This window comes from Vibrio sp. Scap24 (assembly GCF_013394185.1).
Classification (GTDB): Bacteria; Pseudomonadota; Gammaproteobacteria; order Enterobacterales; family Vibrionaceae; genus Vibrio; species Vibrio pomeroyi.
The window spans coordinates 2,950,788-2,963,881 of sequence record NZ_CP041332.1; the positions used below are offsets into that span (position 1 = coordinate 2,950,788).

15 protein-coding genes are annotated in these 13,094 nt (G+C 44.8%); 8 read left to right on the forward strand and 7 right to left on the reverse strand.

The window, feature by feature from the left end; all coding sequences use genetic code 11:
• Nucleotides 1-514 precede the first annotated feature (514 nt).
• The 4 genes from FLM53_RS13220 (at nt 515) to FLM53_RS13235 (ending at nt 4,121) form a co-directional block, all read left to right on the forward strand.
• A complete protein-coding gene (locus FLM53_RS13220) occupies nt 515-1,450 on the forward strand; it encodes a LysR family transcriptional regulator (protein WP_123923869.1) in 936 nt (311 codons plus the stop codon).
• Nucleotides 1,451-1,654: 204 nt separating this feature from the next.
• Nucleotides 1,655-2,032 (forward strand): lactoylglutathione lyase, encoded by a 378-nt coding sequence (gene gloA / locus FLM53_RS13225; RefSeq protein WP_008221701.1) that lies wholly within the window; start codon nt 1,655-1,657, stop codon nt 2,030-2,032.
• A 14-nt stretch (nt 2,033-2,046) separates the two neighbouring features.
• A complete protein-coding gene (locus tag FLM53_RS13230; RefSeq protein ID WP_176681671.1) occupies nt 2,047-3,144 on the forward strand; it encodes an alkene reductase in 1,098 nt (365 codons plus the stop codon).
• Between the two features lie 110 nt (nt 3,145-3,254).
• Complete coding sequence (locus tag FLM53_RS13235) at nt 3,255-4,121, forward strand: DMT family transporter (RefSeq protein WP_176681670.1); 867 nt, start codon at nt 3,255-3,257, stop codon at nt 4,119-4,121.
• 78 nt (nt 4,122-4,199) lie between these two features.
• Here FLM53_RS13235 and FLM53_RS13240 read toward each other — a convergent pair whose 3' ends face one another.
• Together FLM53_RS13240 and FLM53_RS13245 are read right to left on the reverse strand one after the other, a co-directional pair.
• The gene (locus FLM53_RS13240) at nt 4,200-4,628 is read right to left on the reverse strand and encodes a MarR family winged helix-turn-helix transcriptional regulator (RefSeq protein ID WP_017633082.1); all 429 of its coding nucleotides are present in this window, start codon (nt 4,626-4,628) and stop codon (nt 4,200-4,202) included.
• A 17-nt stretch (nt 4,629-4,645) separates the two neighbouring features.
• Complete coding sequence (locus FLM53_RS13245) at nt 4,646-5,287, reverse strand: cytochrome b/b6 domain-containing protein (RefSeq protein WP_176681669.1); 642 nt, start codon at nt 5,285-5,287, stop codon at nt 4,646-4,648.
• A gap of 150 nt (nt 5,288-5,437) precedes the next feature.
• On the opposite strand from FLM53_RS13245, the gene FLM53_RS13250 reads away from it, so the two are divergent.
• Nucleotides 5,438-5,860 carry a cytochrome c gene (locus FLM53_RS13250; protein ID WP_176681668.1) on the forward strand — a complete coding sequence of 141 codons (423 nt, stop codon included), beginning with the start codon at nt 5,438-5,440 and terminating at the stop codon, nt 5,858-5,860.
• 115 nt (nt 5,861-5,975) lie between these two features.
• Here the strand turns inward: FLM53_RS13250 and FLM53_RS13255 are convergent, their stop codons facing one another.
• The 3 genes from FLM53_RS13255 to FLM53_RS13265 form a co-directional block, all read right to left on the reverse strand.
• Nucleotides 5,976-7,118 carry a BamA/TamA family outer membrane protein gene (locus tag FLM53_RS13255; RefSeq protein WP_176681667.1) on the reverse strand — a complete coding sequence of 381 codons (1,143 nt, stop codon included), beginning with the start codon at nt 7,116-7,118 and terminating at the stop codon, nt 5,976-5,978.
• A gap of 237 nt (nt 7,119-7,355) precedes the next feature.
• Nucleotides 7,356-7,850 carry a peptidylprolyl isomerase gene (locus tag FLM53_RS13260; protein ID WP_176681666.1) on the reverse strand — a complete coding sequence of 165 codons (495 nt, stop codon included), beginning with the start codon at nt 7,848-7,850 and terminating at the stop codon, nt 7,356-7,358.
• Nucleotides 7,851-7,973: 123 nt separating this feature from the next.
• Nucleotides 7,974-8,582, reverse strand: a complete 609-nt coding sequence (locus FLM53_RS13265) for a TetR/AcrR family transcriptional regulator (protein ID WP_176681665.1) — start codon at nt 8,580-8,582, stop codon at nt 7,974-7,976.
• A gap of 238 nt (nt 8,583-8,820) precedes the next feature.
• On the opposite strand from FLM53_RS13265, the gene FLM53_RS13270 reads away from it, so the two are divergent.
• Nucleotides 8,821-9,777 carry a glycosyl transferase family protein gene (locus tag FLM53_RS13270; RefSeq protein ID WP_176681664.1) on the forward strand — a complete coding sequence of 319 codons (957 nt, stop codon included), beginning with the start codon at nt 8,821-8,823 and terminating at the stop codon, nt 9,775-9,777.
• 164 nt (nt 9,778-9,941) lie between these two features.
• Here FLM53_RS13270 and FLM53_RS13275 read toward each other — a convergent pair whose 3' ends face one another.
• Entirely contained in the window at nt 9,942-10,238 is a 297-nt protein-coding gene (locus FLM53_RS13275) for a hypothetical protein (protein ID WP_176681663.1), read from the reverse strand.
• 180 nt (nt 10,239-10,418) lie between these two features.
• A complete protein-coding gene (locus tag FLM53_RS13280) occupies nt 10,419-10,652 on the reverse strand; it encodes a hypothetical protein (protein ID WP_017632180.1) in 234 nt (77 codons plus the stop codon).
• Between the two features lie 304 nt (nt 10,653-10,956).
• Here FLM53_RS13280 and FLM53_RS13285 point away from each other — a divergent pair, with 304 nt between their 5' ends.
• Together FLM53_RS13285 and FLM53_RS13290 are read left to right on the forward strand one after the other, a co-directional pair.
• Complete coding sequence (locus FLM53_RS13285) at nt 10,957-11,373, forward strand: CBS domain-containing protein (RefSeq protein WP_017632179.1); 417 nt, start codon at nt 10,957-10,959, stop codon at nt 11,371-11,373.
• Between the two features lie 151 nt (nt 11,374-11,524).
• The gene (locus FLM53_RS13290; protein ID WP_176681662.1) at nt 11,525-12,988 is read left to right on the forward strand and encodes an MATE family efflux transporter; all 1,464 of its coding nucleotides are present in this window, start codon (nt 11,525-11,527) and stop codon (nt 12,986-12,988) included.
• The last annotated feature ends 106 nt before the right edge of the window (nt 12,989-13,094 follow it).

Genomic DNA, 13,094 nt, shown 5'->3' on the forward strand with positions numbered 1-13,094 from the left:
GATGTGTGCAACACCATCATCTACACATTTTTAGGTTTTCTGTTTAAGTTAAGAATTGATTTGTTGGCGAAATAATAGGAAGTGTAACTGGAGCTATCTACGCATTATTACGATATTGAATTATCGTAATTGCGATGAGTCGAGTGGTTGTTTAGACGTGAGGTGGGTTTATTTGAACAGGCTCAAACTCGGCTTATAAAATATGTCTATTTAATTAGCCTGGATCATAGAAGTGGCTATAAAAGTATCAATAAAGCAGGTAGGAAATATTAAATACTCCGACCAGTCTAAGTGGGATTTGGATGGATTAAGCGGCGCTAGCACAACGCAGAGCTTTAGATTCCAGTCTGGCAAATATGGCAGCTATTCGAAAGAGTGAGTTGTTCTTACATTTCTGTTCTTTACCGTATGATGCTTCTTTCTCAGTTTTGTTTCCTCAATGAGCATCCGTCGTTTCATTCTATCGGTTTTACGATAAGATAATTAAATCTATCGCCTAAGTGAGCACTGAACCATGAGTAATGACATTCCGAATTTTAACTTATTGGCTGTGTTTTCAGCGGTGATGGAGCAGGGCAGTTTGAGTAAGGCTGCCGATCATTTGAATACCAATCAATCGACAATCAGCACTGCGCTCGGCCGACTGAAAAATGAAATTGGCCAAGAGTTGTTCGTGCGCAGTGGGCGAGGGGTTGTGCCTACCGCGTATTCGCAAAGCCTGTATGAGCAAATCAAAGCGCCAATACACGAGCTCAACGGCGTGTTTCAAGGTATGGCTGGGTTTGATGAAGCGAGCACGGAGCGCAGGTTTGTGGCTTCGGTTCCCGAGCATTTAAAGTGGATGTTGCTTGATCGATTTTCTCAGTTACCCAATCAAGGTTTGTCTCTTGAGGTGTATGATCAACCAGATAGTGATGATCAGGTCCATGAGGATCTATTAACCCAGAAGTTTGATTTGATGATCGACATTGTGTTGCCTGAACATCCAAGCATGATGAGCGAAAAGCTCTACGACAGTGAGTTTGTGATCGTTTGTCGAAATGGACATCCTAGGATCAAAGGTGAGATCACCGAGGCGCAATATCTGAGTGAGCAACATGCGGTTTTGGCCAGAACACGTCGCCAAGTAAGAAGTTTGACTCACTACACTTCGTTAGACTTATCCTCGCGTAAAATTGTCATTCACGGTAGCTCTATGGCCAGTAATCTAATGCTGTGTAGCCAGACTGATTACATCACAGTTGCGCCGCTTTCTATGGCTATCCAGTTTCAGGAACGTCTTGGTTTACAGTTGTTCAAACCGCCTTTCGATTACCAACCTATCTCTCATTATCTTATCTGGTTGAAAAAACAGAACACCGACCCTGCACATAAGTGGTTCCGAGAGCAGATCATTAATACGACTAATGACATGTCCAAGTCGCTAAACAGTTGGCGCTCCGCTTTCTGATTATCGCCCTATCTTTTGTTTGCCAAATATCTCCATAACAAATCATCTATATTAGGTGTGTCATAACAAAAAATTATCACAATGAGAATTTATGATAATTTCATTTATTTGCTGCCGAATCGTATATTAACCCTAACAAAGAAGTGGATAACCTCCGCTCATGATTATATTGGCTCAGGTTGCTGGGCTTAAAAAGGGTGAAATATGAAATTCCTACACACAATGATTCGAGTTGCTGATCTAGATAAGTCTATTGAGTTCTACACCAAGGTATTGGGTATGAAAGAACTTGAGCGTCATGACAATAACGATTACCGCTACACATTGGTTTTTGTTGGTTATGAGCAAGGTGGTACAACCATCGAACTGACTTACAACTGGGACACCAACGAGTACGAAATGGGCAACGCATTTGGCCATTTAGCATTGGGTGTGGAAGATATTTACGCGGCATGTGACAAGATTAAATCGCTGGGTGGCAATGTGACTCGTGAAGCGGGCCCTGTAAAAGGTGGTTCAACACACATCGCTTTTATCACTGACCCAGACGGCTACCAAATCGAACTGATTCAACTAGGTTAATCGAGGAAATGACAATGACAAACGCACTATTTCAACCAATTCAACTTGGTAATATCGAACTAAAAAACCGTATTGTTATGCCTCCGATGACTCGCTCTCGTGCAACGCAACCTGGTAACTCAGCAAACGACATGATGGCGGCTTACTACGCTCAACGCGCTTCTGCGGGTTTGATTGTCGCAGAAGGCACACAGATTTCTCCATTGGGTCAGGGTTACGCTTGGACACCGGGTATCTACTCTGACGAGCAAATTGCTGGTTGGAAAAAAGTAACCGATGCAGTACATGAAAAAGGCGGCGTTATTTTCGCTCAGCTTTGGCATGTAGGTCGTGTAACACACCCAGATAACATCGGTGGTGAACAGCCAATTTCGTCTTCTGCTATCAAAGCGGAAAACGTAAAAGTCTTCATCGATAACGGCACTGATGAGCCGGGTTTTGTTGACGTGGTTGAACCTCGTGAAATGACCAAAGAAGACATCAAAGAAGTGGTTGAGCAATATCGCCAAGCGGCGCTTAACGCAATCGAAGCAGGCTTTGATGGCATTGAACTTCACGCGGCAAATGGCTACCTGATTAACCAATTCATTGATTCTGAAGCAAACAACCGTACCGATGAATACGGTGGTTCAACTGAAAACCGCCTACGTTTCCTAGGTGAAGTGGTTGAAGCTATGGTTGAAGCGATTGGTGCAGAGCGTGTTGGTGTTCGTCTTGCTCCGTTTACTTCGCTAAATGGCACCGTTGACGCGACACCAGTTGAAACTTACACAGCAGCGGCTGCGTACCTAAACCTATACAAGATCGTTTACCTGCACATCGCTGAAGTAGACTGGGACGATGCGCCTGAAACGCCAAAAGCATTCAAAGCTGCGGTTCGTGAAGCATTCAAAGGTGTACTGATTTACGCAGGTAAATACGACAGTGAACGTGGCGAGCAAGCCGTCGCAGAAGGCGTGACAGATATGGTTGGCTTTGGTCGTCCATTCGTAGCAAATCCAGATTTGCCAGCTCGTATTCAAAATGGTTTTCCTCTAGCTCCGCACGATCCAAACACGCTGTTTGGCGGCGCTGAAAAAGGCTTAACGGACTACCCAGAATACGCAGGCTAAAAACTGCTGCCTGAAACAGAGTATTAAGATAGTATCTTGATCCTGTTAAGAGTTTATAAAAAGCAACCTTGCAGAGTCGGGTTGCTTTTTTGTTATTGGAACGAATAAAAATGATGAACGTAAAAGCGATGCGTGGCGAGCTTTACCTCTTGTGTGCCACTTTATTGGCAGGGGTAGGATGGATTGCATCTAAGCTGGTGGTCATGGAAATGCCGGGGCCTGTGTTCATTGGTGTGCGTTTTGTTGTCGCGAGCCTGATTCTACTGCCATTCTGTATTCATCATATTCGCAAGCTGTCATTTAAGCAGATCCTGTCATTGTGCGGTGTCGGTTTACTCTTGTCTGCTTCACTTCAGGTGTGGGTGTTTGCCGTTTCGGTCACGGAGAGTTTATCGGAAGGGGCTTTCATCATGAGCTTGGCGATGATCATTGCGCCGTTTGTCTCTTGGGTTCTGTTTCGAGTGAAGCCAAATCGTGCATTCTGGATGTCATTTCCTATCGCGATCCTTGGTATGTTGCTGCTTACTCTCACCAACGGTTGGCACGTTGAGCAAAGCCAGATCTACTTCTTGTTAGCGTCGATGTTGCTCTCGATTCATTTTGTGATGAACAAGCGTGTGATCACCAACATCAAGCCAATTGCCTCGATCTGTATTCAGCTTTTCGTAGTCGGAGTCAGTGGTTTGGCGTTTGCGTCTATGACGACCCAGCCGGAATTTGAAATCACCAAAACGTTAGTGTTCTGGTTCATCGTGTCGGCGGTTGTTGCGACGTCTATTCGCTACCTATTACAAACGGTAGGCCAGCACTCAGTGAACATGGAAGTGGCGGCACTTATCATGATTCTAGAGCCAGTATGGACACTGCTACTCAGTGTGAGCATGCTAGGTGAAACGGTCGAGGTGCAAAAACTGATTGGTGGAGCAGTGATCATTGCTTCGCTGTTTTGCTACATCAAATGGTCGCGGAAAAAATAAACCCTCGTTTAGGGCGAGGGTCTTATTCAGTTTCTAAGTGGTTACTTTAGTGTTAGCTTCGATAGTATTAGATTTGAGCTAGACAGCGGCGACCATTTTTTTAAGTAGACCGATCATCTGTTGCTGCTCTTTTGCATCAAGTGCTGCCATTAGCTCTTCATTCAACTTAACTGGGATGGGTATTAACACTTCTTCAAGTGCTTTACCTTTCTCTGTTAGGTAGATTCTAAAAGAGCGGCGACTGTGTGGATCAGCTCTGCGTTCTACCAGTTCAAGCTTTTCCAACTTATCTAATGTTCGTGTTGTCGTTGAGTTTTCTACTTTCGACTTAGCGGCAATATCACGCTGGGTAACGCCTTCTTCTTCCCATAAACACATCAGGGTTGGCCACAATGCGATGCTTAAGCCGTGCTTCTTTAGCTCAAGATCGAAATCTTTGGTCGCTTTGTTGGCGATCACATTGATCATCCATCCAAAACTATTCTGTCTATCAAACTCTTCTGGCATTGGTGAGCCCCTAATTCTTATGACATAACAACTATTGCCATCGTAACTAATACCGACGCAATTAGCACCAACAACGCTTTTCTATTTGATGAAAAAGCCAATTGAGTGCCATTTCCGAAATGAGCGGTAGATAACGATTGATTTTGTTTACCTGTGATCATTGCGAGCACTAAAGGCTTTGAGCGCAGTTTGTAGACCAAGATAGCCAATAAATGCAGCACAACAAAGGCGATTAACATACGTGCAGCAATAGCATGAGCTGTGCCGAGTAGGTCAAAAACACCGTCTGTGATGATGACTTCTGAATACGGCAATGTGTCGAAGAACCCCGCTATCGCTAGGCCAGTGATGCACTGGACGAATAAGGTTGTAATCATCCCCACAACCATCCAAGCACCTAGAGGATTATGCCCCGGCTTAGGTTGAACTCGGCCTCGTAGGTATTGCCAAGCAGATCTAGGCGAGCTCATAAACTGCGAAAACCGGTTGGTATCACTACCAATCATTCCCCAGACCAAGCGCCACAGAACCAAACTAAACAGTGCGAGCCCTAGATAAATATGTGGGCCATTGCCGCTAAAGCCTGATCCAGCAAGGCCAATAAACAGAGCGGCTTGCAGCCAGTGATAGAGTCGAGTTGGTAGATCCCAGATTTTCATTGTTCAATTTCCTGCTTGTCATTTTTAAAGTGAGATTAATTTACACAACAATAGTTGCGTGCGCAACTGTTGTTGTGTAAATTAAATGCATCCATCGATTCCCGATTGAAAGATCAACAAATCAACTGACCAATGAATAGGAATAACACTATGAAAAAACTGACAATCGCTTTACTTATCGCCGTGCCAGTAATGGCTATTGCTGCAACGGAAGTTGTGAATAATCGCCAACAGGCTTTCAGCTCCATTAAAAAACTCAATAAACAAGTGTCTTCAGAATTAGGAAACCGAAATACAGATTGGAAAAAGGTTGAGGAGTTAAGTGAGAGTTTGGTTGAACATGGAATGGTACTAAACAGCAGTTTTGCTGAGAGTGACGCGGGTGGTAAGGCAAAAGAAACGGTGTGGAGTAAGCCGGAGAAATTCAATCAGCTGATGCTACAGATGAACCAAGGTTTTACGGAGTTACAACAAGCGAGTGTTGAGCAGGACCTTAGCAAGGCTGAACGTGGTTTAGATGCGGCCAACAACACATGCCGAGCGTGTCATCGTACTTATCGCTCGCGTTGGTAAGTCATTTTGAGAGGCTTTAAAAACATCAAGCCTGTACGAATCGAATCGCGACAGGCTTGATACGGTATGCAAATAAGTAAGCAAGTACGCTAGAGCTTAGGTTAGATAGGCTGGGTTAAATGTTCTCACCCAAACTAAAATAAGCCAGCACTTCATCTTCGTTGTTGTAGGTGAAGTCCATACGTACATTGATGCGTTCTTGGCGCATTAGTCGATAGCGCAATCCAAGGCCAACCATGGTCAGAAGGTCGCCATCATCAAAGCTATGATAAGGGTCTTTTGGGTTAAGCCTTTCACCAAATACCTTGCCCACCCCCGTTAAACCTACGACGGCTACGTTGTTCAAGACGTTAATCGACGAGCCAGAAATCGAGTAGCGATATTCCATTTCAAGGTTGGTCATGTGTGAGGCGATGTGGTCTCCGGCAACAAAACCGCGTTGAACGTTTCGTCCTTGTCTACCATAGGTACTGTAGGCGCTACTTGGGGCATTTTCGGCATCAAGTAGGTAACGCGTTACCCATCGGCTAGCGATAATGTGGTTATCATTATGAGTCAAGCTGTAGAAAAAACGATAGTCAGTGAATAGCGAAGAGTAAGTCGCATCTTCATCGTTTCCAAGCCACGCGCCGTGGTTTTCGTACGTCAGCTCAAACAAGAAGCCATGATACGGGTAGTAGTAATGCTCTCGCTCATCCCATAAGAATGAAAGCTTGGCACCCGTGTCCGCTTCATACTCTTCACTGAACCCTGTGAGTTTAAGCAGCAGCTTGTCGCGTGGTGTATCTGCTAGGTAGCGAGCCGTTGAGTAGTCTAAACCCATACCAAGGTAGATGTTGTCGTAAACCTTAAAGTAGAAGTCACCATCGAAGCTGTACTCTTGGTGATTAGTATCGACCAAATCGACCAAGGTAATGTTGGTGCTCGAAAAGCCCATCTCACCGGTAAAGCGCAGGGAATCACCGTTCAATAAAAGGTCGGCGTTGGCTTTGATGTAGTAGCTGTCGTTCTGGGTATAAGTCAGTGTTGCTGATAACGTTGATGCATTTTTGGTTTCGCCATCTGCATAGAAGTTATAGATGGGAATAACAGAAAGCCCAGTGTCGACACTTGGATCGTAAAAAGGGATCGCAATGACACGAAATTGGTCATCAAGTTCAGGTTCTTGTGATTCTCGGCTATCAACTTCAAAGGCAGATACAGAGAAGCTGGCAACAGAACAAGAGAAGGCTGCTGTCAGAAAAGAGTGTCGAGTCATGGTTGGTGTTACGTTCAATGTATAGTGAATCGCATTCAACTTTCATAGTCGGCGAGCGGCGATAATAACACGTCATTAATACTGATGAATAGCAGGGGAATGGTAGGTATTGGAAATATACCGTACAAAAATAAGAGCAATTGATAACATGGACAGTAAAAATGGTGAGAAGGGCTCCCACCATTTGAGGGTTGTTTCTTGGTTGCTACTTATAGCTCGTAGCTTATTGAATCTGATTTAGTCGTTAATAGTAACTTTCGAGATCACAATGTCTTCACAAGGCACATCTTCATGTCCCCAACGAATGGTCGTTGGCGCGGCTGCGATCTTGTTTACCACATCCATACCTGCCGATACTTTACCAAATACAGCGTAACCCCAACCCGCGTTGGTGGTCGATGTATGGTCTAGGAAATCGTTGTCATCAAGGTTGATAAAGAACTGCGCCGTTGCCGAATGTGGTGCGTCGGTACGAGCCATAGCTACAGAACCAATCACGTTCTTTAGGCCACGGTTTGCTTCGTTGACAATAGGTGCACGCGTTGGCTTTTCTGTCATGTCGATAGTGTGACCACCACCTTGAATCATAAAACCTTCGATAACACGGTGAAACGTGGTGCCTTCATAGAAGCCATCTTGGCAGTATTTCAGGAAGTTTTTCGAGGTTACTGGTGCTTTTTCAAGGTTCAGTTCAATCTCGATATCGCCAAAGTTGGTGGTGAAAGTAATCATAGGGCTACCTAAAGTTTGAATTTGTTGAATCGTGAGTCACGAAATTGGGTTGCAGTATAGGGAAAATAACCACGGATACCAGTGATGGTTTCATTGTGGTTGAATTCCCATTAACCGCCAGTATTACGCTTGATACTGTTTGAGGAACATCTCGACACTTGAGTCTATGATCAATTTCTTGTGCTGTGCGTCAGGTGACGGTGCGTGGCCGATGATCTGTGGCCAAAAGGCGAACGATTTAAGCAAAGCGATGAATTGAGTTGAGGCAAACAGTGAGTCGAGTTCAACTAAACGACCATCGGCTAAGGCGGCTTTGATCCAAATCGTCAGGCCACTCTCGGCTTGGGAGTATTTCTCCATCGCTTGGTGAGCAAGCTCAGCGTTATGGAAATACTCAGAGAACAGCACACGAGATAAGTCGATGAAGCCTTCGGACTCTAAAAGCTCAAGCTCTTGATTGGCAATAGACGCAAGCTGTTCGGCCAATGGTTGTTCGGCTTGGTATGGGAAATGAGTCGCCGCGAGTGTTTTGCTCCAAATACTGTCTAAGATCTCATCCAGTAGTAACTCTTTGCTGGCGAAGTGGTTATACACCGTGCGCTTCGACACTTCTGCTCGGCTAGATATTTTATCCATGCTGGTGGCCTTATAACCACGCTCGGTAAACTCTGCGATAGCGGCAGCAACGATAGATTCACGTTTCTTCTGGCTCAGTGTTTTTTTGACAGTCATTTGGGTACTACTCAATCTGGCGGTTAGTATTGCATACGCCAATTTTACACCACTAAGTTTACTTTTAGAACCGCAGTCCGTTTCCTTTTCGACTCCTAATTCAGTTGCCGTTAGATTGAAGAAGTGGGGTGGGATAGCGATGATAAGCACCTGAATCGCTTTGCAACGCGCTATCGGTGTCATAGAATCGAAGAGGTATTAAATTTTATTGATGTCTACGGAAGAGAATTAATAGTCAATGAGTAGTATTTTAGAGTGTATTCGTACTGTTGGACGAGGGGAAAGAGGGCGCAAGCCTTTATCGTTCGAACAAGCCTATCGCATCATGGATGAGTATTTAAGCGGTGAGGTCGGTGACGACCAGATGGCAATGCTACTTATGTTGATTCGTGTGCAGAATGAAACTAATGAAGAAATTGCAGGCTTTGTAAAAGCATTTCAATCTCGTGTGCCTGACTTAGGTGCCGACATTGATTGGCCTTGCTACGCGGGTAAGCGTAACGACACTGCGAGTGGCAAGCCTTGGAATTTGCTAGCAGCGAAGATACTGGCGGACGATGGTTACAAGGTATTGATGCACGGCTACATGGATAAGCCAAGTGGACGCACACATGTAGAGACTCACCTCGATCTTGTCGGTGTTCGTAGTGCAGCAGATCCGCAAGAGGCCAAGCAAATTCTGGAAGAGGATGGTATCGCTTACTTACCGCTCGCCAACTTTGCGCCGGAAGCTCAAACGATGATTGGTTGGAAACACCGTTATGGTTTGCGTACGCCAATCAACACTGTGGTTCGTGCATTAAACCCTGGCGGCGGTCGTTTAGGTTTACGCGGCAGTTTCCATCCTGGTTTCCCACAACTTCATGCAGAAGTAGAGAATGTTATTGGCAATAAATCCCACTCGGTGATTTCATTCAAAGGCATGAACGGCGAGTCGGAATACAACCCAAAGGTTAGCCAAACTGTGTGGATGAGTTCTCCTGATAAGGTTGAATCTTTCTATTGGGAAGAGATGATGAACTCTGATATTTCACTGCCTAGTGAGTGTGTGCTGGGTACGCCAGAAGATGAGATGGAATTGATGGCAAACACGGTTGTCGACAGCATGACGGCGATTCTTTTCGCTGAAACGCACGATAAAACCGAAGCCTACACAAAAGCCATCCGCCTTTGGGATGCGTATTGTGCGCACTAGCACTTGGTCATAAGTGTATAGCGGTTCGAAAAATCATTAAGAGAAGGTCAGCGAGCGCTGGCCTTTTTTGTATCTGCTTCATTTGAGTCTAGTTCATTTGCGTATGATTGGTCGTGAGTACCTTTCTGACATAGGCATGACTGACAATGAACCGATATTAAAGGTTACTTAACTCGCATCAGTCGGTGCATCTTATCTTCAAACTGAATCTCAATCACTTGTGAGATTTTCATCTTATCAACACGATCAAGCATCTTGGCTTGGTAATCACGTTTTTTCATCCACTCTAACGGTTCTTTAAAACCATCTTCGTTTATCACAAATGATTGGTCAGTGATGGAATCTTCAAAGATATGCACAACCCAAATACGCGATTGGAAATCCAATAACTCGTTGAAGTAGGCCTTTAACTTTGAGCGATACTTAGAGGCATAGGTTTGATTTGAGCTTGGAGAGGGCATAGCGAACCGTGTTGAGACAATGAAAAGTGGTAAAGGCACCGTTGTCTTTATTATAACGCTTCACAGTTAAGATTGTCAGATCGAATTAGGCAGCCGTGGTAATTGCTATTGAGGCAGCGTCCGTAACGCCGTTGCAGTCGCTGCCTATGATCATTCCACCAAACTTGTGCTTTTGACGGATTACTTTACGAAGAGACCGAAGTCGATCTCTTGTTCTCTCTGATATTTGATGAGCTTCACTTTCAGGTTGTGTTGCGCCGCTAAATCAATCGCCAAGCTCGACATGCGTTTTATCTCGTGAACACAGCTCGAGATAAGTGGCTGCTCTTGGTTATCGACAGTGGCGATGAGTGTGTTTTCTGTACCATCGTTACCTGAATAAACGTACGCGTACATGTTGTTGTCGTGTTGCATAAACTACCTAAATCGGGACTTTCTAATTATTAGTGTGGTGAAGATTACAGGGTTTATCTATTCAGGCTAGTTCGGCTAAGTAAGGCTAAGCAAGAGAAAGTAAGGCTTTGTAAGGGCTCTTTTTTTTCTTTTTTCTGTGCCACAAAAACTCTCCCGAGCCTTTTGCTGTCTCGTTTTTAAGGCTTGTTAGGTTTTGCCTATCAATAAAATTGTTGAAATCCATTTAGTAAAATCAAGATTTTAGACAACAATTAAGTTAACGAGATAGATAAAGACATCACGAAAAGTATTTAGGGAGAACGCAATGCATTCAATTAAAGTGAAAGATTACATGACGCAGCAGGTTGTGACATTCACTCCTGATATGCCGTTAAGTCTAGCGCTAGACAAAGTGATGCGCAGTCATCACATGGGCGGCCCAGTTATTGATGATAATGAGCAAGTAATTGGTTTCCTTTCAGAGCAAGATTTATTAGAAAAATTGGTTAAGGTCAGCTACTTCTGTCAAGACACACACATTGTTGGTGATTGCATGTATCAAGAGGTGCTATCGGTATCGCCAGACTTATCCATTATTGAATTGGCAGACATGATGCAGGTGGGTAAACCAAAAGCTTACCCTGTGATCGACAACAGAAAGTTGGTCGGAATTATTACCAGAACAGATGTTTTAAGAGCAATTGGCAAGAACTTAGATGAATGCTTCAAACATCCTGTATAGTGGCGTGTTAAGAACGATTATTTTTCTCAACACCCATAAATGACAAAAGGCGCACTAGCGCCTTTTTCTTCGTAGAGTTTTTGTAGATCTGTTGTCATAGAGCTCAAACAGCGAAGCTTTGACTTGTGGTGTTCCAGCTTTTGGAGGTTTCATGTCAAACCAAACTGCAAAGTTTGTAGAAGGTTCAACGATGCGCCACATCTTGGTGATGTCGGGGGCTGGCTCTGTTGGCTTGATGGCACTGTTTGTGGTCGATTTACTCGATATGCTGTTTATCAGTATGTTGGGACAAGTCGAATTGGCCGCCGCAGTTGGTTTTGCAGGTACTCTCACTTTCTTCTCTACTTCCGTTTCTATCGGTACCTCTATTGCAATGGGCGCGTTGGTTTCAAAGGCGATAGGCTCTAAAGACAGAGACCACGCAAGAAATCTCAGCACCAGTATCATGTTAACCGCGTTTGTGATCAGTTCGACGATCACTGCTATTATGTACGCTTATATCCCTGAGTTGCTCGCGGCGATTGGTGCGAAAGGTTTGGCGGCAGAACGTGCACAAGCGTACTTACAGATTTTGCTCCCTAGTGGGCCATTCTTAGCCTTGGCAATGGCGGCGGGTGCCGGGTTAAGAGCCGCAGGAGATGCGAAGCGTTCGATGTGGGCGACCTTGTCTGGCGGCATTGTGAATGCAATCTTGGACCCTTTATTTATCTTTGGTTTTGGTTGGAACATCGAAGGGGCGGCCATCGCTTCTGTCGTTGCACGTTTTTCAGTTCTCTTCTTCTCGCTTTATCCTTTGATTCGCAGTCATGAGCTGGTGGCTCCACCTTCAATGGTGCAGTGGCGCATCAATATTCGCCCAATTCTGGCCATAGCTATTCCCGCAATTATCACCAATACTGCAACGCCGATTGGTAATGCAATTGTGACGACCGGTATTGCGCAATATGGTGAAGACTTCGTGGCAGGTTTTGCTGTGATTGGTCGTCTGACGCCCGTGTGTTTTGCTGTGATTTTTGCCTTGTCTGGCGCAGTCGGGCCAATCATTGGTCAAAACTTCGGTGCTGAGCGAATGGACAGAGTCAAAGAGACGCTGAATAACTCGCTGTTAGTGACCACGGTGTACACCATCGCTGTGTGTATTCTTTTGTACTTCATGCAAGGTTATGTGATTCAAGGCTTCAGTCTGCAAGGTGATGCGGCCGTTATTGTTGCTGCATTTTGTACCTATGTGGCGCTGACCTTCACCTTTAACGGCGCACTGTTTGTCGCGAACACTTCATTCAATAATCTAGGTAAGCCTCTTTATTCAACGGCGTTGAACTTAGGTAAGGCGACACTGGGTACTCTGCCATTCGTTTACTTAGGTTCACAATGGTATGGCGCGTTAGGGGTGCTGTACGGACAAGCGCTGGGTAATATCTTGTTCGGTTTGTTGGGTATCTTGGTGCTTCGTTACCATATCTCAGAGTTGATGGAAGGATCTCAGGTCGACCCTGTTGAAGATGATGTGTCTATTGTAAGCTTGAATACACAGCCTTTCTGTTCACACGATGCCGTTCTGATTGATGATGTATCCGCGAATAGAGAAGAGTGTGCCGAGCTTAAGCCTCAGTAAGAGCGACCTACTTGGTTGAGACTCTTAAATAAATTGCATTAAACGATAACTTCTCCTTGACCTTGGAGCTACCTCCAAGGTTTATACTTTCGATGAACTTAAGGTT

Bases quoted from the DNA above. Each gene is read 5' to 3' on its own strand.
- FLM53_RS13275 (WP_176681663.1), bottom strand. From the start codon at position 10,238: ATGCCCTCTCCAAGCTCAAATCAAACCTATGCCTCTAAGTATCGCTCA.
- FLM53_RS13235 (WP_176681670.1), top strand. From the start codon at position 3,255: ATGATGAACGTAAAAGCGATGCGTGGCGAGCTTTACCTCTTGTGTGCC.
- FLM53_RS13285 (WP_017632179.1), top strand. From the start codon at position 10,957: ATGCATTCAATTAAAGTGAAAGATTACATGACGCAGCAGGTTGTGACA.
- FLM53_RS13240 (WP_017633082.1), bottom strand. From the start codon at position 4,628: ATGCCAGAAGAGTTTGATAGACAGAATAGTTTTGGATGGATGATCAAT.
- FLM53_RS13255 (WP_176681667.1), bottom strand. From the start codon at position 7,118: ATGACTCGACACTCTTTTCTGACAGCAGCCTTCTCTTGTTCTGTTGCC.
- gloA (WP_008221701.1), top strand. From the start codon at position 1,655: ATGAAATTCCTACACACAATGATTCGAGTTGCTGATCTAGATAAGTCT.
- FLM53_RS13220 (WP_123923869.1), top strand. From the start codon at position 515: ATGAGTAATGACATTCCGAATTTTAACTTATTGGCTGTGTTTTCAGCG.
- FLM53_RS13245 (WP_176681669.1), bottom strand. From the start codon at position 5,287: ATGAAAATCTGGGATCTACCAACTCGACTCTATCACTGGCTGCAAGCC.
- FLM53_RS13270 (WP_176681664.1), top strand. From the start codon at position 8,821: ATGAGTAGTATTTTAGAGTGTATTCGTACTGTTGGACGAGGGGAAAGA.
- FLM53_RS13260 (WP_176681666.1), bottom strand. From the start codon at position 7,850: ATGATTACTTTCACCACCAACTTTGGCGATATCGAGATTGAACTGAAC.
- FLM53_RS13230 (WP_176681671.1), top strand. From the start codon at position 2,047: ATGACAAACGCACTATTTCAACCAATTCAACTTGGTAATATCGAACTA.
- FLM53_RS13280 (WP_017632180.1), bottom strand. From the start codon at position 10,652: ATGCAACACGACAACAACATGTACGCGTACGTTTATTCAGGTAACGAT.
- FLM53_RS13250 (WP_176681668.1), top strand. From the start codon at position 5,438: ATGAAAAAACTGACAATCGCTTTACTTATCGCCGTGCCAGTAATGGCT.
- FLM53_RS13265 (WP_176681665.1), bottom strand. From the start codon at position 8,582: ATGACTGTCAAAAAAACACTGAGCCAGAAGAAACGTGAATCTATCGTT.
- FLM53_RS13290 (WP_176681662.1), top strand. From the start codon at position 11,525: ATGTCAAACCAAACTGCAAAGTTTGTAGAAGGTTCAACGATGCGCCAC.